At 52.0% G+C, this 18,033-nt stretch carries 19 protein-coding genes; 13 read left to right on the top strand and 6 right to left on the bottom strand.

Features of this window, described 5'->3' with window-relative positions; translation table 11 throughout:
- The first annotated feature begins 120 nt into the window (after positions 1-120).
- The 9 genes from PsAD37_RS06165 to PsAD37_RS06130 all read left to right on the top strand — a co-directional run bounded on the left by PsAD37_RS06165 (position 121) and on the right by PsAD37_RS06130 (position 8,112).
- A complete protein-coding gene (locus tag PsAD37_RS06165) occupies positions 121-441 on the top strand; it encodes a FeoA domain-containing protein (RefSeq protein ID WP_063295402.1) in 321 nt (106 codons plus the stop codon).
- Positions 438-2,780, top strand: a complete 2,343-nt coding sequence (gene feoB / locus PsAD37_RS06160) for a ferrous iron transport protein B (protein ID WP_063295401.1) — start codon at positions 438-440, stop codon at positions 2,778-2,780. The genes PsAD37_RS06165 and feoB overlap by 4 nt, the downstream gene beginning before the upstream one ends.
- Position 2,781: 1 nt before the next feature.
- The gene (locus PsAD37_RS06155; protein WP_063287111.1) at positions 2,782-3,015 is read left to right on the top strand and encodes a FeoC-like transcriptional regulator; all 234 of its coding nucleotides are present in this window, start codon (positions 2,782-2,784) and stop codon (positions 3,013-3,015) included.
- A gap of 189 nt (positions 3,016-3,204) precedes the next feature.
- Positions 3,205-3,585, top strand: a complete 381-nt coding sequence (locus tag PsAD37_RS06150) for a DUF805 domain-containing protein (RefSeq protein WP_063295400.1) — start codon at positions 3,205-3,207, stop codon at positions 3,583-3,585.
- A gap of 94 nt (positions 3,586-3,679) precedes the next feature.
- Positions 3,680-4,051 carry a DUF805 domain-containing protein gene (locus PsAD37_RS06145; protein WP_063295399.1) on the top strand — a complete coding sequence of 124 codons (372 nt, stop codon included), beginning with the start codon at positions 3,680-3,682 and terminating at the stop codon, positions 4,049-4,051.
- A 245-nt stretch (positions 4,052-4,296) separates the two neighbouring features.
- A complete protein-coding gene (locus PsAD37_RS06140; protein WP_082826948.1) occupies positions 4,297-5,706 on the top strand; it encodes a cytochrome ubiquinol oxidase subunit I in 1,410 nt (469 codons plus the stop codon).
- Positions 5,696-6,703 carry a cytochrome d ubiquinol oxidase subunit II gene (gene cydB, locus PsAD37_RS06135; RefSeq protein ID WP_063295398.1) on the top strand — a complete coding sequence of 336 codons (1,008 nt, stop codon included), beginning with the start codon at positions 5,696-5,698 and terminating at the stop codon, positions 6,701-6,703. The genes PsAD37_RS06140 and cydB overlap by 11 nt, the downstream gene beginning before the upstream one ends.
- The gene (locus PsAD37_RS27985; RefSeq protein WP_152986720.1) at positions 6,703-6,834 is read left to right on the top strand and encodes a DUF2474 family protein; all 132 of its coding nucleotides are present in this window, start codon (positions 6,703-6,705) and stop codon (positions 6,832-6,834) included. Before cydB ends, PsAD37_RS27985 begins: the two co-directional genes overlap by 1 nt.
- Positions 6,835-7,293: 459 nt before the next feature.
- Positions 7,294-8,112, top strand: coding sequence for a phosphodiesterase (locus PsAD37_RS06130; protein ID WP_063295397.1), 819 nt, complete (start codon positions 7,294-7,296; stop codon positions 8,110-8,112).
- Here the strand turns inward: PsAD37_RS06130 and PsAD37_RS06125 are convergent.
- The 3 genes from PsAD37_RS06125 to PsAD37_RS06115 form a co-directional block, all read right to left on the bottom strand.
- Positions 8,109-8,804, bottom strand: coding sequence for a cysteine hydrolase family protein (locus PsAD37_RS06125; protein ID WP_063295396.1), 696 nt, complete (start codon positions 8,802-8,804; stop codon positions 8,109-8,111). The genes PsAD37_RS06130 and PsAD37_RS06125 overlap by 4 nt on opposite strands.
- Positions 8,805-8,954: 150 nt before the next feature.
- A complete protein-coding gene (gene panB / locus PsAD37_RS06120) occupies positions 8,955-9,761 on the bottom strand; it encodes a 3-methyl-2-oxobutanoate hydroxymethyltransferase (RefSeq protein ID WP_063295395.1) in 807 nt (268 codons plus the stop codon).
- A 319-nt stretch (positions 9,762-10,080) separates the two neighbouring features.
- Positions 10,081-11,145, bottom strand: a complete 1,065-nt coding sequence (locus PsAD37_RS06115; RefSeq protein WP_084407668.1) for an AraC family transcriptional regulator — start codon at positions 11,143-11,145, stop codon at positions 10,081-10,083.
- Between the two features lie 146 nt (positions 11,146-11,291).
- On the opposite strand from PsAD37_RS06115, the gene PsAD37_RS06110 reads away from it, so the two are divergent.
- The 4 genes from PsAD37_RS06110 (at position 11,292) to PsAD37_RS06100 (ending at position 14,764) form a co-directional block, all read left to right on the top strand.
- Positions 11,292-12,674, top strand: a complete 1,383-nt coding sequence (locus PsAD37_RS06110; protein WP_063295393.1) for an NAD(P)/FAD-dependent oxidoreductase — start codon at positions 11,292-11,294, stop codon at positions 12,672-12,674.
- The gene (locus tag PsAD37_RS06105; RefSeq protein ID WP_063295392.1) at positions 12,671-13,591 is read left to right on the top strand and encodes an SDR family oxidoreductase; all 921 of its coding nucleotides are present in this window, start codon (positions 12,671-12,673) and stop codon (positions 13,589-13,591) included. The genes PsAD37_RS06110 and PsAD37_RS06105 overlap by 4 nt, the downstream gene beginning before the upstream one ends.
- Before the next feature lie 189 nt (positions 13,592-13,780).
- Positions 13,781-14,008 (top strand): hypothetical protein, encoded by a 228-nt coding sequence (locus PsAD37_RS27980; RefSeq protein ID WP_153039680.1) that lies wholly within the window; start codon positions 13,781-13,783, stop codon positions 14,006-14,008.
- A gap of 120 nt (positions 14,009-14,128) precedes the next feature.
- The gene (locus PsAD37_RS06100; protein WP_063295391.1) at positions 14,129-14,764 is read left to right on the top strand and encodes a hypothetical protein; all 636 of its coding nucleotides are present in this window, start codon (positions 14,129-14,131) and stop codon (positions 14,762-14,764) included.
- Positions 14,765-14,772: 8 nt separating this feature from the next.
- Here the strand turns inward: PsAD37_RS06100 and PsAD37_RS06095 are convergent, their stop codons facing one another.
- The 3 genes from PsAD37_RS06095 to PsAD37_RS06085 all read right to left on the bottom strand — a co-directional run bounded on the left by PsAD37_RS06095 (position 14,773) and on the right by PsAD37_RS06085 (position 17,919).
- The gene (locus PsAD37_RS06095; RefSeq protein ID WP_084407667.1) at positions 14,773-16,086 is read right to left on the bottom strand and encodes an FAD-binding oxidoreductase; all 1,314 of its coding nucleotides are present in this window, start codon (positions 16,084-16,086) and stop codon (positions 14,773-14,775) included.
- Between the two features lie 61 nt (positions 16,087-16,147).
- On the bottom strand, positions 16,148-16,888 hold the full coding sequence (locus tag PsAD37_RS06090; protein WP_057463794.1) for a gamma-glutamyl-gamma-aminobutyrate hydrolase family protein: 741 nt from the start codon (positions 16,886-16,888) through the stop codon (positions 16,148-16,150).
- Positions 16,889-17,004: 116 nt separating this feature from the next.
- Positions 17,005-17,919, bottom strand: coding sequence for a hypothetical protein (locus tag PsAD37_RS06085; protein WP_063295390.1), 915 nt, complete (start codon positions 17,917-17,919; stop codon positions 17,005-17,007).
- Between the last annotated feature and the right edge of the window lie 114 nt (positions 17,920-18,033).

Genomic DNA, 18,033 nt, shown 5'->3' with positions numbered 1-18,033 from the left:
CCAAAGTGATAGCAGCACTCTATTATGCGGGAATCTTCCCTTTTTGTTTGATTCCCGTCATTGCAAGTCATTCGCAATTGCAGTTTTATGTCTTCAAGAAATAAGATTTTGGAGACGTTGATGTCTTTGCTAGCCAGAGAAACATTCGAGCAAGCACCCCATAAAGAAGTCTTCGCGCCTTACCGCGAAACATTCGTTCCACCTGTACAGGCCAAGCCGCTGACAGAAGCGCGTGCAGGTGTTGAGTTGAAAGTTGTTCGCCTTGGGCGAAACCGGGCAGATGCCCTGAAGTTGCGCTCTCTTGGCCTGACGAGTGACCGTCCACTTTCTATTTTTGAAGGCAGCGGCAAGCGGGCACGTATCCTTTCCATCGGCTCTCAGCGCGTGGCAGTTGGCGTTGATCTGGCTGACACCATTTTGGTGGAAGAGGTTAGCCAATGAGCTGCCACGACACCGGCTCTTGTCGCTGTGAAGACAAACCCCAAGTTCATTTGCTTGGAACTGCCAACTCCGGCAAATCCAGCCTGTTCAACAAGTTGACTGGCCGCAGTCAGGTTATCGGCAATTGGCCCGGTGTTACTGTTGATCGTAAGACTGGCATTTGCCAGACTCAGACCACCACGCTCGCCCTGCTGGACCTGCCGGGTGTTGCGACACTTTCCTCCCCTGAAGATGACCGAATTGACGAGCGTATTACCCGTCAGGCGCTTTTGTCTGATCGCCCGGCTGCACTGGCCGTTGTGCTTGATCCGATTGCGCTGGAGCGTTCTCTCGCTATTTTGCTGCAGGCCCTCGCATTTGATGTGCCAATCGTTGCAGTGATGACCAAAGCAGATCTTTGGCCTGCAGGTGTTTTGCAGTCAGCTGCTGATCGCCTCTCAGCTGCACTTGCTATGCCGGTGATCGCAACTTCAGTACACGACGAACATTCTCTGGCTGGTTTGCGTGATGAATTGTCGACTGCCGTTCGCTCACCAGATGTCCCTTCCCGTTTATTGACAGACCCGTTTGATCTGATTGAGCCTGTCAAAGAGCTAGCAAATGAGATCACCAAACTGGCTCCGGCCTTGTCAGATCAATCCATGCCATTGGCGCATCGGTTGATGGAAGGAGACAAGCTGGCGCGTGAGATGGTGCCTGCTGCTGTGCTGGAGAAGGCTCAAGCTGTTTCCAATAGATGTGAGCTTCGCCTGCAAGATCCAACTGAGCTGGTGATGGCGACGAGTTACTTCAATCGTGCTTATTCCCTCGCGCAATTGATGGAACTGCCTGAGCCACAGGATGTGCGCAGCTTCTCAGATAAGATTGACCGCTTTGTGCTTTCCAAGTGGGCTGGCCCGTTTGTGTTCCTTGGTGCGATGTATGCGATGTTCTTCATCGCGATTAATGTTTCCTCCTACTTCATCGATCTGTTTGATGGATTGGGAGACGCCTTGTTTATTCAGGCGCCGTTGAGCCTGCTTTATGCAGTTGGGCTTGAAGGTGGTGCACTGGAAATGCTGATCACAGCACTTGGCGGAGGTTTACAGACTGTCGGTACGTTCGCCCCTATCGTCGGTTTGCTTTTCCTCTGTCAGATTTTCCTTGAGCAGAGCGGGTATATGGCTCGTGCCGCAGTGGTTGCAGATGGCCTGATGCGCCGGATCGGACTGCCCGGTCGTGCCTTCCTGCCGCTTATTCTGGGCTTTGGTTGCACTGTACCTGCTGTTGTGGCGACCCGTACGCTTGAGACGGAGCGTGAGCGGGTGGTGACATCCATGATGGCGCCGTTCATGTCTTGTGGTGCACGTCTGCCGGTTTATGCGCTGTTTGCTGCTGCGTTCTTCCCAGTCAATGGCCAAAACATCGTGTTCGCGCTTTATCTACTGGGCGTTGGCGTTGCTGTCTTTACAGGCTGGGCGCTGTCCAAATCCTTCTATAAAGGGCAATCCACCAGTCTTGCGATTGAGCTGCCAACCTATCAGATGCCACAGTTTGCGCAGGTGATGAAGTTGGTCTGGACGCGTCTGAAGATTTTCCTGTTTGGCGCTGGTAAGATCATTGTCACGGTGGTCGCTGTTCTGACCATTTTGAACTCCGTGGACTTCAAAGGAAACGTTGGCAACGAGGCCAATGGCAACTCTGTTCTAGCAGTGGTTTCCAAGCAAGTAACACCAATCTTCGCTCCTATGGGGCTGAGTGAAGATGACTGGCCAGCCACAGTCGGTCTAGTCACTGGCATCTTTGCGAAGGAAGCTGTGGTTGGTACCTTGCAGACACTCTACGTCACCACTGATGAAGAAGGTGGAGCTCCTGCACCGCTGGAAACCGCGCAAGAGGCCATCAATACCTTCACGACCAGCATTGTGGACTTGACTTCGCAGATGCTTGATCCACTTGGCATCGATATTGGTGACACCTCCAGCTTCAATGTGGCTGCAGAAGAGCAAGAGGTTGAGGTTGGCTTGTTCACTGCACTTGCAGCGCACTTTGACGGCAAGGTTGGTGCATTCGCCTACATGGTTGCTGTGCTGCTTTACATTCCGTGTACTGCAGCTCTGGCAACTATCTGGCGTGAGGTTGGTCGCAACTGGGCTCTGTTTGCGGCAGGCTGGACCACCTTGCTGGCCTATTCCGGCGCTTCTCTGGCTTATCAGATTGGCACCTTTGCTCGCCATCCAACGTCTTCTGCGCTCTGGATCATTGGACTGCTGGCTGCAATTGCCAGTGTGTTGGTCTTCATGCGTCAGAAAGCAGAGAGCACCATTGCGCATCAGGCAGCACTGGAGGCCGCAGAATAAAATGTTGCAGCAAATCGAAGGTGTTTTGGCAAAGCGTGGCGGTGCCACTGTTGGCGAGATCGCTCAGGATATGAACATCCCAAGTGATTTTGCCATGGCCATGGTTTCTCAACTCAAAGCATTGGGGCGCATTGAGGAAGTGGGATGCTCCTCAAGCTCCGCCTCCAGCAGCTGTGCAAGCTCCTGTGGGGGATGCAGCTTTGCGCCGACGGTTCAGTATCAGCTCAAACAGTAAGCTCTGCTTAAGCAAATAAACACAAACAGGAGAGTAAAGACCGGTTCTTTGCTCTCCTGTTTTGCATTTGGGCTTTCAATTGAACCACAGTCACAGGCCCCTTGCATCTCAGTAATTGCAGTTGAAACACGTTGCTTGGCATTCTGACCTTCGGACCGTCATAGATTTGGCAATTAACGTGAGGATGCGATGACCTTTAACCAAGCTGTCAGAACCTGTTTCAAGAAGTATGCTCACTTCTATGGTCGTGCATCCCGCTCTGAGTTCTGGTGGTGGGTCCTCTTCAGCGTCATTATGAGCATGCTCGCAGCTGGTGTTGACGGGTTGATCCTTGAAAGTCTTTTTCAGCAAATTCCTGAGAGCAATCAGCACACCACGCAGCCAATAGGTTTGATCATCTCAGCTATATTGCTCCTGCCGGGGTTAGCCGTGGGCGTTCGTCGCCTTCATGATGTGAATTATTCCGGGTTTTGGTTATTTCTCTGGCTCTTGCCAATCATAGGCTGGGTGTTCTTACTCTATCTTCACATCCTGCCATCCCGAGAAGTTGTGATTGCCCGTTATCAGTGATTCCGCAACATCTCAGTGATTGCCGAGAGTTTGTGTTCCTTGGCATTCTGGCATTCAGGCTGCGAGCGCAGCAGAGCAACAATATGAGGACGCGATGACCTTTGAACGAGCTATCAGAACTTGTTTCAAGAAGTATGTGCAGTTCACAGGCCGCGCACCGCGATCCGAATACTGGTGGTGGGCACTGTTCGTTTTCATCGTGATGGTTGCGTCTCACCTAATCGATAATTTTGTGATCGCCCCTACTCTGGGATTGCCTGCGGGCAGTGTACAGGACGGGGCCCCGTTGAGCTCCATCTTGAGCATCGCGCTCTTCCTGCCCAATCTGGCTGTGGCCGTGCGGCGGCTGCATGACATCAATCGATCTGGCTTTTGGTTGCTGATCGCTTTCATACCGATTCTAGGTGGTTTGCTGCTGCTTTACTGGTTTGTGCAGCCATCATTCCATGGCAAAACGAAATATTAGAATTAATACAAACTGGATAGTGCTATGTCGGATCGGGCATAAGCAGAAATTATGCGACACTTTGCATAGCGCATAGCTCCTAATGCAACTCACTTTTTCAAGGAAACAGTTACTACAGCAAAGACAAGTGCCCTATCTTTTGGGGTGCACTGGTCATGGATCGCGGAAAAAACATAATTATTAACAGTGTTCCGCTACGGAATTCCATGATTTAAAATTAGCACATCCCATCGACAGGTGGTCACATGGACAGTTTAGCAGTTGATCTAGCTCGATTCCAATTTGCTTTTACAATCGCGTTCCATATCATATTTCCGGCCTTTACTATAGGCTTGGCGAGTTTTCTTGCCGTGCTTGAAGGCTTATGGCTATGGACAGGTCGCGATGTATACTTGCGGGTCTTCAAGTTCTGGATCGTAATCTTTGCACTATCTTTTGCCATGGGTGTCGTTTCCGGCATCGTCATGGCGTATCAATTTGGCACCAACTGGTCTGCCTTTGCAGACAAAACCGGATCGGTCATTGGGCCGCTCATGGGGTATGAGGTGCTCACTGCCTTCTTCCTGGAAGCTGGTTTCCTCGGTATCATGTTGTTTGGTATGAACCGCGTGGGCAAGAAGCTGCACTTCTTTGCCACTGTGGTTGTTGCCATTGGCACCGCCCTTTCCGCTTTCTGGATTCTTTCCGTCAACAGCTGGATGCAGACACCAGCAGGCTACGCCATGAATGACGTGGGCCAGTTTGTGCCCGCCGATTGGTGGGAGATAATCTTCAACCCCTCCTTCCCCTATCGGCTCGTGCATATGGTGCTGGCAGCTTACCTGACCACCGCCTTCGTGGTTGGTGCCGTGGGTGCCTATCATCTGCTGAAGAACCGCTTTAATGCGGCGGCGCAGGTGATGTTCTCCATGGCCATGTGGATGATGATTGTTGTCACGCCAATCCAGATGCTTGCCGGGGACTATCACGGCCTCAACACTCTGGAGCATCAGCCTGCCAAGATTGCAGCTATGGAGGGTCACTTTGATTCTCAGGGCCCTGCCCCGCTCATCCTCTTTGGATGGCCGGATACGGAAGCTGGAGAAACAAAGTACAAGATTGAAGTCCCTTATCTCTCCAGCATTATTCTGACCCACAGCCTCGATGGTGTTGTCCCTGGTTTGAATGAGTTTCCACGGGAAGACTGGCCACCGGCAGCGATCGTGTTTGTGTCTTTCCGCATCATGGTTGGTATTGGTGTCTTGATGTTGCTGGTTGGCGTATGGGGCCTATGGTCTCGGATCCGTGGCCGGCTTTATGAGAGTGAATGGCTTCAGCGAGCTTCCATCGTTATGGGGCCTGCTGGTTTCGTCGCTGTCATAGCTGGTTGGACAACAACGGAAGTTGGCCGCCAACCTTACACAGTGTACGGGCTGCTCAGGACGTCGGAATCCGTATCCCCGGTTGAAGCACCAGCTGTCTGGGCGTCTCTGGTCATCTTTGTAGCAGTGTACTGTATCGTCTTTGGCGTTGGTATCTTCTACATCTTCCGGTCCATGGCTAAATCTCCGGATGCAAGCCAGGGCGTTGAGGAAGGCGTACCTGTCAGAACCGCTGGCATCACTCCTGCACAGGCCCTGCAACCACATGAGGGAGATCGTTCCCATGATTCTTGATTATCCGCTCATTTGGGGTTTTCTGATTGCAGTCGCGATCTTCGCCTATGTGATTTTGGATGGCTTTGATCTTGGCATCGGGATCTTGTACCCGACCACCAAAGATGCTGATGAACGCACATTGATGATGAACAGTGTTGCACCTGTCTGGGATGGGAATGAAACCTGGCTCGTCCTTGGTGGCGGTGGGTTGTTTGCCGTGTTCCCACTGGCCTATTCGGTCATCATGCCTGCGGTCTACGCACCGATTATTGGCATGTTGATCGGGCTGATCTTCAGAGGTGTCGCCTTTGAGTTCCGCTTCAAGTCATCTGTTGAGCGCAGGCCTTTCTGGGATATATCCTTCTTTGCGGGGTCTATCGTTGCAGCGTTCTGTCAGGGACTGGTGCTTGGCACGCTTGTGCAAGGCATTGATGTGGTTGACCGCACTTATGCCGGCGGCTGGTGGGATTGGCTGACGCCATTTTCTGTCATGACCGGTTTTGCCGTAATCGCCGGCTATGCCCTGCTGGGGGCCACATGGCTCGTGATGAAGCTGGAAGGCGTGCCACAAGCGCATTTCCGCCGCGTCTCAAAGTACGCCGCTCTTATCCTGATTGGCTTCCTTCTGCTGGTCAGTATGTGGATGCCGTTCATCAATGAGAGCATTATGGAGAAGTGGTTCAGCTTCCCGTATCTGCTTTACACATTCCCGGTTCCACTTCTTGTGGCAGTCACCACGCTGGTGCTGTGGCGAGCTTTGATGAACGATGCGGATTACACACCGTTCCTCGCATCACTGGTGATCTTCCTGCTGACCTATGTGGGACTTGGGATCAACATCTTCCCGTATGTGGTGCCAAATGTTTACACCCTCTGGGAAGCAGCAGCGCCTGACAGCAGTCTGAAATTCCTGCTTGTGGGAGCGGTCATCCTCATCCCGATGATCCTCGCCTATACGGCCTACGCGTACTACGTGTTCCGTGGCAAGATCAAATCAACGGAAGGGTATCACTGATGAGCCTCGATAAAACCGGCGAAATTGACCAACCTTTATGGAAGCGGTTGCTTTGGTTTGCAGCCCTTTGGGTGGCAGGCGTTGCCTCCATCGCAGTGGTCTCTTACGCCTTGAGAAGTCTGATCATTTAACAGGCCCAGACAAAAAATAAGGGCGTGCTATCCCCATAGCACGCCCTTCTCCCAATGAACCGCTCGCGGTTCCTCCTCCGCTACGGCTCGAAACTGTTCTGAGCCGAATATCTCCCGAAAATTCGCCTCTCATATTTCAGGGGTGTACTGTGATATGTTTTAAAAATCCTTTCAATGCGTCAAAACCCGCAGTTTGGCGATTTTATTGCCTAAAACTGGCGAAAATGAGCAAATCAAGCAGACGCTAATATGTGAGAGTTTTGTGGCCATGCTGCGCTCTTCGCCTGATCACGCCTTCTGATTGTTCAGACTAATGCCTTGCAACCATGCTCGTGTCATGAAAAGTTCACTTGTTGTTTGAGGTAATTAAGATTAGTCAGCAGCGCAATTTCCGCTGATGCAGGCTTATTCGTCTCTTTGAGTTCTTCTGACTTGCAGCCTATTTTTGAGGTACCACACATGATCTTCGCGCAGCTTACCGACATTCACATCAAGGCTGGCGGAAAGTTCGCCTATAACTGTGTTGATACACTCTCTCATTTGCGTCAGGCCGTTGCGCATCTGAACGCATTCCATCCGCGACTGGATTTTGTGGTGATCAGCGGCGATCTGGTGGATTTGGGCAATGCGGATGAGTATGAGCTGTTCCGGCAAGAGATTGATCAGCTGGAAATGCCGTTTTATGTGATGCCCGGCAACCACGACCATCGAGATACAATGCGTGATGCGTTTGCGGATCATGACTACCTAACATCCGAGGGTGCGCTTCAGTTTTCCATCGAGAAGGATGGCCTGCGCATTATCGGATTAGACACTACCATTCCGGGCAAGCATGACGGCCATTTTGATGCTGATAAGCAAGCATGGTTGCGCGATGAGCTGCAAGCCCACAAAGATCAGCCGACTTTGGTGTTCATGCATCACCCGCCTTTCAAGACTGGTATTCAGCACATGGATAACATCATGCTGATGCGCGCTGATAAGGATTTCTGGCCTGTTATTACAGGGCAATCGCAAATACGACAGATCGCTTGTGGCCATGTGCACCGGGCGATCGAGGTCTTCAAGAACGGCATTCCGGTGAGCATCTGCCCTGCCTCTGGTCATCAGGTGACGCTTGATCTGGACCCGCACGGGGAACCTGGCTTTGTTATGGACCCGCCTGCGGTGCGTATCTTCCGCTGGAGTGAGGGAGAACTGATCAACCATCTGAGCTTTATCGGCGACTTTGGTGGTCAACACCCATTCTTTGATAAGGATGGCAAACTGATTGATTAAGCTGGGTCTTTCTCTGTTATAAGATCAGCTTCATTCTCAACAATATCCCATGAGACGGCGGCGCCCATTTCCTGCAGTGCCTCCTTCTGCAGTTTCCATGCGTTCTGATTTTGGGCAAGAATGGCGGGGTCGCAAAGTTCGACGCGGTATCCTCTGTTAAGCGCACCGATTGTTGTGTTCTTGACGCAGGCATTGCCATCCAGACCTGTCACAATCAGGTGGTCAACTTCGTGATTTTTTAGGAACTCGGAGAACGCTTGCTCACCAAAAGCATCGCTCTTTGATTTTACGAGATCCAGATCAGGCTCAATAGTAAGGCGTGGATCCATCTGAAGGCCATCAGAGCCCTTTGCCCCCAAGCCTCCTCCAAGGAGCCGGACCAACAAGTTGGTGGACCATCCCTTATATACATGGCGAATGGAGATGACGGACCAGCCTTTATCCCGTGCCAACTCACCCAACGCATTTATGTAGTTGATGCGGGCCTGCAGGTAGTCTGGCTCCCATTTCCGAGAGCTTGTTTCCTTGGTGAAGTCACTTTGAACATCAATCACCAACAACGCAGTGCCTCGGCGGCCTTCAAACATGATTGACGGGCCGTTGGTTGGTGTTTGAATGTTGAGGACACCCCAAAAGGTATAGACAGCAAGGGCTGCCACACAAAGTAACGCTCCGAAAACCAGAATAAGCATCGTTCGCTCCCCCAAGCCAAGTCATGCCAGTCCCCACACCATATCATACTGTTGAGGGGGGCTGACATTTCCAAATTTTAGGGAGCTGAACCGCCAAGATCATTCAGCAGTTTTAGTGGTATCTATGGATCCCGACGGTTCCTATCTGGTCTAGTAGGTTTCGTTCTCAGCCGGGAATTGCTCGCGGCGAACATCGTTTGCAAATGACTTCACGCCCTGCTCGATCTGAGACTTCAGCTCAGCGTATTTGCGCACGAACTTTGGGGTCTTGTCGAACATGCCGAGCATGTCATCGGTGACGAGAATCTGGCCATCACAATCAACGGAAGCACCGATACCGATGGTCGGGATTGGTACGCTGTCAGAGATTTCGCGGGCGACTGCGTCTTTGGTCCCTTCAACCACAACGCAGAATGCGCCAGCATCGACCACCTGACGTGCGCATTCCAGCTGCTCTTTGCGGCTTTCTTCGCTTTTGCCAGCAACCTTGTAGCCGCCTTCCACATGCAGGTACTGCGGACGCAGACCGATGTGAGCCACCACGGGAATACCGCGATCTACGAGAAAGCGGATGGTTTCAGGCGCAGCGGAGTTATACTCCAGCTTGACTGCCTGACAGCCGGTTTCCTGCATCACGCGCAATGCGTTGCGATATGCAGCTTGTGGGCTTTCTTCAAAGGAGCCGAAAGGCATATCAACGACAACAAGCGCATTTTGAGAGCCACGCATAACGGCTTTGCCGTGCATGATCATCATATCCAGCGTGACAGCTGTCGTGTCTGGCAAGCCGTGGAGCACCATACCGACGCTATCTCCCACCAGCAGCAGATCGCAGTGCTCATCCAGCATCTGTGCGATTGGCGCAGTGTAGGCAGTAAGGCAGACCAGCTTGTGATGACCTTTTGCCTTCATGATGTCTTTAATGGTTTTCCGCCGAGTTGCAGATGTATGAGACATTGTTTTAGGTGCCCGTTTCGTTCATCCAAAGCAGTTGGCTCTTTGTCTGGAGCAATCCAACTGCCTTCATTCTTTGTTATCCCGCGCACTCATTGCCAGCCTGTTCATCCCCAAACCGGAGTACGCTTATTATTATTGGGTTTCGATTTGTGCCTGTGCTTTCAGACTTATGTCTTTGCGCGACCTCACCGAAAGCCACTCTTTGTCTTTCAGAATTGCGCAGTGCAACATGTGCTTCCTGCGCCTTTATAAGGAATTTTCGGAGAATATAAAATAACGTTGAGATACCCAATGGGACTTTTGGTGCGGTATGTACCATTCACAGTTGAATTGCGGACTTTCTAAACTGGCTTGGTGTCTCACCTGTCCATTGCTTAAATGCCCTTCGAAACACCCTCGGATCCGAGTAGCCAAGCTCTGCTGCGATCTGTTCAGATGACAAGCGCGACCATAAGAGCAGCTCCATGGCTTGCGACTGGCGGATCTGCGAGAGGATATTGCGGAAGGAGACTTGAAAAGCGGCTAGTTTGCGCCGAAAACTACGTTCACCCATGGAGAACCCACCCGCAATTTCTTCGATAGATGGGTTGTTTTTCAGGCCACGGCGGACTTCTTCCTCCACGGTTTTAAGGAAGCCCAGACGGTTGCTTTCTTCCTGCATCATGCCTGTCAGAAGTTTTTCAACTTCCTGCACAACAAACCTGTCTGCGGTTGCCAGTGGACGTTGCAGGTGCTCTGCGTCAAAAAATATTGCATTTCGTGACGCATCAAACCTGACAGATGGTCCGAGTACCTCCTGATAGAGACTTTTCTTTGCTGGTGGTGCCTGCATCATCTCAATACGCTGAATGGCTTGCTTGCTTCCAGTTGTGAAACGGACAACGCCTACCATGGCGGCAAACAGTTCCTGCACAAAGAACGTGAGCAACACTGGCTCATGGAACCGGCTGCGCGCAATCATCGTGATTGCATTATCGGTTGCAGGTTCCAAATCTATCTCCAGCATGCTTCCGGTCAGGCGGTGGTACTTGATGCCGAACTCGAGCGCAGCTCTTCCCGTTGCACTTGCCATAACGCCAAGGCTGACGAGCCCGAGAGAGGTGATGGACTGACGGTAGCCGACAGCAAGGCCGAGGCTTTCATCTCCCGTCAACGCCAGCGCCTTGAGGATGATGAGGCGGCTTTGCTGATAGGTCAGGCGGGCCTCGTGAGACAGAAACACCGAAGGGTCAGTATTCTGGCCCAGGAATGTATGAGGCAGCACCTTTCCTGCGGCGATGCCGCGCTGCTCCAGCTCCTGTAACAGATAGCGCAACAGGTGTGGTGGAACCTTTGAATGCTGCGCCACTTCTGGCGGTGCCAACTGGCCAAATTCAGAATGCATGCCCTCTCCCAAAGCAGTCATGCTACGGAAACACGGGAGTGACCGCAAGATATGACCGAATTTGTCCGCCCTACGTCCGTATATGTCCTTCTAAACCTGCCCCCTCTTGCCGTAGGGTAAGATTTTCACAGTTCGGGGAGGGAACGGTGGAGATTATAGATAGGGGTGACGCGGTTTGCATTGCTGGTGCAGGCCCGGCGGGGCTTGTGATGGCCCGCGCATTACAGCACAACGGCATTGAATGGGATCAATTTGACCCAAACCCGGATGTGGGTGGTCTCTGGGACATCAAACACGATGGCACAGCCATTTATGAGAGCACGCATTTTATCAGCTCTCGCAGCTTGTCTGGCTTTGCGGATTTTCCGATGCCAGACCATTTCGCAGATTATCCCAAGCACACCGAGATCCTGAAGTACCTGCACGACTTCGCTGAGGCTTATGGGCTGCGTGAGAAGATTACCTTCTCAACCAAGATCGAAAAACTGACCAAGACTGAGAAGGATCGCTGGCAGGTTCATCTCTCCAACGGGGAGTGCCGCGAGTATAAGGCTGTGGTCTGCGCTACGGGCTCGCAATGGCAGGCCAACATGCCGGAGCTGCAAGGCTCCTTTGATGGTGAGATCCGCCATAGCCAGACTTACAAGAACATTCGTGAGTTTGACGGTAAACGTGTGCTGGTGATTGGAGCGGGCAATTCTGGCTGTGATATTGCCTGTGATGCGGGTGTTTTAGGAGAGAAGACCTTCATCTCCATGCGGCGCGGCTATTACATCATTCCCAAGCATGTGTTTGGCATGCCTGCGGACGTGTTTGCTGACGGTGGCCCTGATCTGCCTGTCTGGATGATCCGCCCGTTCTTCACGCTGTTGCTGCGTATGTTTAACGGCACTTTGCAGCGGTTCGGCATTCCCAAGCCGGATCATAAGCTGTTTGAGACGCATCCGCTGCTCAACACTCAACTGGTGCATTCGCTGCAGCATGGGGATGTGACGGTGAAGCCGGATGTGGACCGACTGGATGGCACACACGTGGTGTTTAAAGATGGCAGCCGGGAGGAGATTGACCTGATCCTGTGCGCGACCGGGTTCAACCAGCAGCTGGACTTTGCGGGTGAGTATTTTAGCTATGAGGGTGGGCGGCCCAAGATGTTTATTCAGGCAGCCTCCCGCGAGCACAAAAACCTGTTTGGCATCAGCTATATCGAGACCAACTCGGGCGCCTACAAGCGGTTTGACTATATGGCTGGACTGGTTGCCAACTATCTGAAGGACCAGCAAGACAATCCATCTCGTGCCAGCCAATTGGACGCGATCATCCGCAGTGAAACACCGGATCTTTCTGGTGGCATCCACTTTTTGAAGACAGCCCGGCATGCGGGTTATTGTGATGCCACAGCGCACACCAAGTATGTGAAGAAGCTTTACAAGCGGATGGGCTGGACCTTCCCGGAGGATATTCGCTTCAAGCGGGCTGCGCCTAAGCCAAAGGGTTCGTCGAGCCCGAAGAAAGCGGAGGTGGCTGCATGACCACCTATCGTTTTCAGGGACGTACTGCGGTGATAACCGGTGGTGGTGGTGACATCGCCGGGCACATCGCCAAACGCCTGCACGAGCGAGGGATGAATCTTGTTCTGGCAGACAAGAATGGACGTGCCGCGCGGGAGCTTCAGGCCCAATTGGACAGTTTGCGGGTGCATGTCTTCGAAGGAGATCTGACACAACGCGAGGAGATGACCCGGCTTTTACGCGAGGTGGAGGAGAACTTTGGTGTTTTGGATGTGCTGATCAACAACATGGCGATCACCAAAGTGGATCGGTTTCATGAACGGACGCCAGAAAGCATAGAAGAAGAGATCACCATCAACATGATCTCCCCGTTGGTCTTGAGCCGATTGGCGGTGCCTTATCTGCTGAAAGGTGATGATCCACGCATCATCACAACCACTTCGCTTGGCGGCATCCAGCCACTTCGGGAAACCCCGATTTATGCGGCAACCAAGTTTGGCCTACGCGGGGCCATGCTTTCCTTTGCACTGGATAAAGACTTGCACGGTATCAAGGTGAGCTGCGTTTTACCGACAGCCACGGACACCTACATGTTGCGCCAGGAAGCGTTGGAAGGTGGCAGCGTACTCAACTTCATTGATGAGCCGCAGTCACCGAGCGTGGTAGCTGATCAGTTCGTGAAGCATCTGGAAAAGCCATGTCTGGAGCGTTACCCAAAAGCCAGTGACGCCTGGCTGACACGACTGGCCATGGTGCTGCCCAATATGATGCCGCGCATTTTGCCGTTCTTTGAGAAGAAAGGCCGACGGGGCATGGCAAAATATGTGGCCTCGCTGCGCAGGCAAGGATTGCTGGTGGAAGTTGACGGCAAGCTTTATCAGCAGCAACGGCTGTATCTGGACAAACCTGAAATGGAGCAAGAGCTGGAGAAGAGCTGAGCACTCACGACATACTGCCAAGAATAAATGCAAGACGCTCAGTCCTTTAAGGCAAAACGCCAATCACATAACTTAAAGACCTGAATGTCTTTACTGGCCCCATCGCCACATGCAGGATGCCTTAAATATCACAGTACACGCATAAGTAGGCATCTATGGTTGGTATCTAATTTATAACATTGGTGCCCCATGCCTATTTCGAATTTAGCCTCATCACCGATCTCCTCCTCCAGTGAACAGGTACAAAACACGTCTGATGTTCGCGCTGTGGAAACTCAAGACATCTTTCAGCAGAGGCCAGATCCAAAACCTGCAAAAGACAACAAAACCGGATATTTCTATGCGCCGTTCGTCTCTGATGATGTCCTCAAAATGGTTTCTGGTACCAACTTATCACGCTTCACCGCGAGCAAATAACTGCGCCCTCTCATTGTCGCAACCAACGCTGACAAGGCGAGGTTTGAAGCACTCAAGCATGAACTTGCTGAGCAGAACTATAAAGAGGCTGGCGATCTTGCCTCTGGCTTTAACTCTTACATGGCAGCGAATGATCTTTCAGAAACAGGCTTCATAACCACGGTTGGGCCGACGAAATTTGAAGATATGCTGAAGGCTGCGAGTGATCATGCATGGCGGGCAGATGCTCTGCTGCGTGTGAAGCTTATCAGTAATGAAGAGACCGGAATTCTCGGAAATCTGAAAAGAGAAGAAGATAAGCTTTATGTTGCAGGACATGGGCGGCAGGGCGAAGATGGCATCACCTCAAAGACAGGTTCTGAGGAGAAAGGCTGGGAAGTCGCGTGGTCGAAAGACATAGCAAAGCAACTTGCTCAAGGAGGGTTGGACAAATCCTTCTCGGACATTCGCGTCACATCCTGTTTCAGCGCTGATGCCCGAATACCCAAATCTTTTGCGCCTAAAGATTTGAAGGCCGCATCCGAAACAAAAACGACGAGCTTCCTGTTCTTTGAAGTTGAGCGAGAGCAATCCTTTGCTCAGTCCTTGGCGAATGATCTAAGAAAGGCTGGCTTCGAACAACCTGAAGTTTCCGGATACCACGGCCTCGGCAAAGTGTTCTCCGGCGACACCCATCAATACCGAGCTCTTGGTGAAGCAGATGGTGCTGAAACCGTCAGAAGCTCATCAGTGCGAGAGGTCTTCATACCGGTCTGAACTTGCTCTTAAAGCCTGTCCCGCAGGCTGTAGTAGAGCATGCCGAGGACCATCAGGGGCCATCGTAAATGGCGACCACCGGGGAAGACGTGGGTTGGGACTTTTTCCAGGACGTCAAACCGGCTGGCTTGCCCGTCGATCGCTTCTGCCATGAGCTGACCTGCCAGTGTTGCCATAGCGACACCATGACCAGAGAAGCCGCTGGCGTTGAGCATGTTGGGGGCGAGTTTTGCGAAATATGGCATGCGGTTGAGCGTAATGCCTAGTGTTCCGCCCCAGCCGTATTCGATGGGTACGTCCTTGAGCTGCGGGTAGACCCGCAGCATAGGTTTGCGGACGAAAGCCTTTATATCCTGCGGGAACTGGAAGCTGTAGCTTTCCCCTCCCCCAAACAAGAGACGGTTGTCTGCTGACAGACGGTAGTAGTTGATCACGAAGCGCGAGTCTGCCACGGCTACATCATTGGCGATCAGCGAGCGGGCCAGATCGTCTCCCAGTGGTTCGGTGGCAATGATGTAATTGTTGATGGGCATAACCCGCGCTGCAACGCGCTTTTCAAGGCTATCAATATAACCGTTGCAGGCAAAGACCACGTAGCGGGCAGTGACTTGTCCATTGGCGAGTTTCAACCTGGCTGGCTCACCCTTTTCAATCTCCAACACCTCAGAATTTTCAAAGATCTGCACGCCCGCATTCTGGCAGGCTTGAGCAAGACCCAGCGCGAAGTTGAACGGGTGCAGGTGAGCTGCCCCCATATCCAGCGTGCCGCCGTGATACGCCGTTGTATCAAGCATCTCTTGAATTTCAGCAGAGTCTACGAAGCGAATTTCTTCGTAACCGTATTTGTTTGCCAGCTTTTCAGCATAGGCCTTACTGTGATTTACATAGCTTTGTTTGTGATCTGCGTGGAGGATACCCGGTTTCAGATCACACTGAATCTGGTATTTGGCGATGAGGTCTTTCGTCAGGGACTTGGCGGTTTCAGCAAGGCCCCAGAGTTCTTTGGCGCGTACAAGACCAACAAGGCTTTCCAGCTCGTCCTGATCTTTCCGCTGGCCACTGCCGAGTTGACCGCCGTTGCGGCCTGAGGCTCCCCATCCAACACGGTGCGCGTCGAGAAGATGGACTTTGTAACCACGTTCAGCCAAATGCAACGCAGAAGACAGGCCCGTATAGCCAGCGCCGATGACGCAAACATCGCAGGTATGCTCACCTTCCAGCGTTGGAAAGGAGAGTTGCTTGTTTGCTGTCGCAGCGTAGTAGGAGGCTGGGTATTGGCCTGCCTTATCATTGGCGTGAAGAAAACCTTGCGAAATAGCCATGTACATCCCTGAGGAGGCTCAGGGCCTATACCCGAGCCTCTGAAACGCTGCAGGACAGGAGTTAGTGCCCTTCTTGCTTTTCTTTCACTGCTGCCTGCTGAATGAAGTTTACGATCATGTGTGCGACCTCGCCAATCTGCATGGGCGCTTCCGAGGAGGCGATTGCATGATCGGCAATGTCTTCAGGCAGTGTGTCACCGCGGCGTTCTTTAAACAGGGCGACAGAGTAGTCTTTATTAAACTCAGGATGCCCTTGTAGGGTGAGTGCCCTGCCCTTGTAATCAATCGCTGCAAACTCGCAGAAATCTGAGGACGCGATAACCTCTCCATCTGCTGGCAGTTTTGTCACCTGATCCTGATGATAAGCTTCAATGGAGAAACTGGTCAGCCCCTCTGGCACCCAATTGGGATTTTCCAGAACATAGTAGGTGAAGACCCCGCAGCCCCAACCTTTGTTGGACTTTTCAGCCTTGCCGCCCAGCGCTTCTGCAAGGATCTGATGTCCGAAGCAAATGCCGACAATTGGCACGTGCTCATCATAGGCTGTTTTCAGAAAGGTCTTAAGCCGGTCGATCCACTCAAGATCATCATAGACACCGTGCTTGGAGCCCGTGATCAGCCAGCCATCGCAGTCATGAACGTTTTGAGGCAGTTGGCCATCCACTACAGGGTAAGACATGTAATGCCAGTTGCCCCCCTGATCCTTCAGGAGCGTTTCGAACATTGACGGGTAATCACCGAATGTCTTGCTCAGGTTTTCGGGTGGTCGGCCAACTTCCAAAATTCCAAGTTTAAAGGTCAAAGAGCACTCCAAAATTCAAAGAGGCAAACGCCGCATAATATATCGGATTGGACTGCTTAGTTATATCCTGTCGGCTTTGCCTATGTAAACTCTTGGAGGCCACATCAGGCAAATTCTCATGCTGCACTTTTGTGCTGCCTCGTCAGGATCAGTTTGCTCAGCTGGAAGGCAGGTAAGTGACCGATCGCATGCTTCAGGGCTTCCTGCTCTGGCGTTGCTTCAAAGTCAGGTAGCAGTTCGTCAAAGCGGATGGTGTCCATCCAGTGCGGGGTATCCCAGAGATATCGCATCTCCAAAAGGTGTTTTGCCAAGGACCAGAAAGGCTGGCTCAGGCGGATCATCCACCAGCTGAACTGTTTGATGGTCACATTCTGTTTGGTGACAGTGGTGAGCGTTTTGCTGAGTTCGTTGCCCGTCCAAGTGTAACCGGGGAAGGAGATGTCTTCATAAGCGTTCAACTGATCTCGCATTTCCAGCAGTTGAACGGCAGCACGTGCCATATCCGGTAGATAGGCCCAGGCATGAGGAACATCGGTTTTGCCGGGATAGATGAGCTTTCCCTTCTCCAACCTGGTGGTCATGATCAGATCAAACCAGTTGCCGCTGGCGGAGGTGTCGATGAAATCTCCAGCTCTGAGCAGAATAGTCCGAACGCCTGATGTCTTGTAAAGGCGTTCCAGTTCTATTCTGATCACGCCCAGCTCATTGGTTGCATTGTGGGGTGTTTGCAGGCCGATGGGTGAGTGCATGCCTGGGCCAAAGCAGTAGTTGTTTCCCGGGATGACAACCGTGGCATTGGCATGTTTGGCTGCTTCTATCACTTGGTGGGTAAACGGAAGCACATCCCGCTTCCATTGCGGGTATTGCGGGTTTGCACCATTCACGATGACATCAACGCCTTCTGCCGCCTTTTTCATATCTTGATTAGCACGATCAAAGGCTCGGGTTTCCCAGCCAGCAGCTTTCAACTGCTCAATCATATTTTTTGAAAATCTGCCAGAGGCACCTAAAATCAAAGCTACAGGTCTCATGACCGCTCCTGTCCAACACACTTTTCTAAATTGCGTATTCTTAGCCGAAGACCGGCACTACTTTTCGGGAATACGCTTTACGCAAGATAGTAGGCGCTTCATTTACTATGTAAA

The organism is Pseudovibrio sp. Ad37, from assembly GCF_001623075.1.
Classification (GTDB): domain Bacteria; phylum Pseudomonadota; class Alphaproteobacteria; order Rhizobiales; family Stappiaceae; genus Pseudovibrio.
This window is presented reverse-complemented; position numbering and strand designations above follow the sequence as displayed.

What these genes read in the sequence shown, in the direction of transcription:
- PsAD37_RS06085 (WP_063295390.1), bottom strand. Translation starts at nt 17,919, where the DNA reads ATGAGACCTGTAGCTTTGATTTTAGGTGCCTCTGGCAGATTTTCAAAA.
- PsAD37_RS06150 (WP_063295400.1), top strand. Translation starts at nt 3,205, where the DNA reads ATGACCTTTAACCAAGCTGTCAGAACCTGTTTCAAGAAGTATGCTCAC.
- PsAD37_RS27985 (WP_152986720.1), top strand. Translation starts at nt 6,703, where the DNA reads ATGAGCCTCGATAAAACCGGCGAAATTGACCAACCTTTATGGAAGCGG.
- PsAD37_RS06105 (WP_063295392.1), top strand. Translation starts at nt 12,671, where the DNA reads ATGACCACCTATCGTTTTCAGGGACGTACTGCGGTGATAACCGGTGGT.
- PsAD37_RS06155 (WP_063287111.1), top strand. Translation starts at nt 2,782, where the DNA reads ATGTTGCAGCAAATCGAAGGTGTTTTGGCAAAGCGTGGCGGTGCCACT.
- PsAD37_RS06125 (WP_063295396.1), bottom strand. Translation starts at nt 8,804, where the DNA reads ATGCTTATTCTGGTTTTCGGAGCGTTACTTTGTGTGGCAGCCCTTGCT.
- PsAD37_RS06145 (WP_063295399.1), top strand. Translation starts at nt 3,680, where the DNA reads ATGACCTTTGAACGAGCTATCAGAACTTGTTTCAAGAAGTATGTGCAG.
- PsAD37_RS06115 (WP_084407668.1), bottom strand. Translation starts at nt 11,145, where the DNA reads ATGCATTCTGAATTTGGCCAGTTGGCACCGCCAGAAGTGGCGCAGCAT.
- panB (WP_063295395.1), bottom strand. Translation starts at nt 9,761, where the DNA reads ATGTCTCATACATCTGCAACTCGGCGGAAAACCATTAAAGACATCATG.
- PsAD37_RS06140 (WP_082826948.1), top strand. Translation starts at nt 4,297, where the DNA reads ATGGACAGTTTAGCAGTTGATCTAGCTCGATTCCAATTTGCTTTTACA.
- PsAD37_RS06130 (WP_063295397.1), top strand. Translation starts at nt 7,294, where the DNA reads ATGATCTTCGCGCAGCTTACCGACATTCACATCAAGGCTGGCGGAAAG.
- cydB (WP_063295398.1), top strand. Translation starts at nt 5,696, where the DNA reads ATGATTCTTGATTATCCGCTCATTTGGGGTTTTCTGATTGCAGTCGCG.
- PsAD37_RS27980 (WP_153039680.1), top strand. Translation starts at nt 13,781, where the DNA reads ATGCCTATTTCGAATTTAGCCTCATCACCGATCTCCTCCTCCAGTGAA.
- feoB (WP_063295401.1), top strand. Translation starts at nt 438, where the DNA reads ATGAGCTGCCACGACACCGGCTCTTGTCGCTGTGAAGACAAACCCCAA.
- PsAD37_RS06100 (WP_063295391.1), top strand. Translation starts at nt 14,129, where the DNA reads ATGGCAGCGAATGATCTTTCAGAAACAGGCTTCATAACCACGGTTGGG.
- PsAD37_RS06095 (WP_084407667.1), bottom strand. Translation starts at nt 16,086, where the DNA reads ATGGCTATTTCGCAAGGTTTTCTTCACGCCAATGATAAGGCAGGCCAA.
- PsAD37_RS06165 (WP_063295402.1), top strand. Translation starts at nt 121, where the DNA reads ATGTCTTTGCTAGCCAGAGAAACATTCGAGCAAGCACCCCATAAAGAA.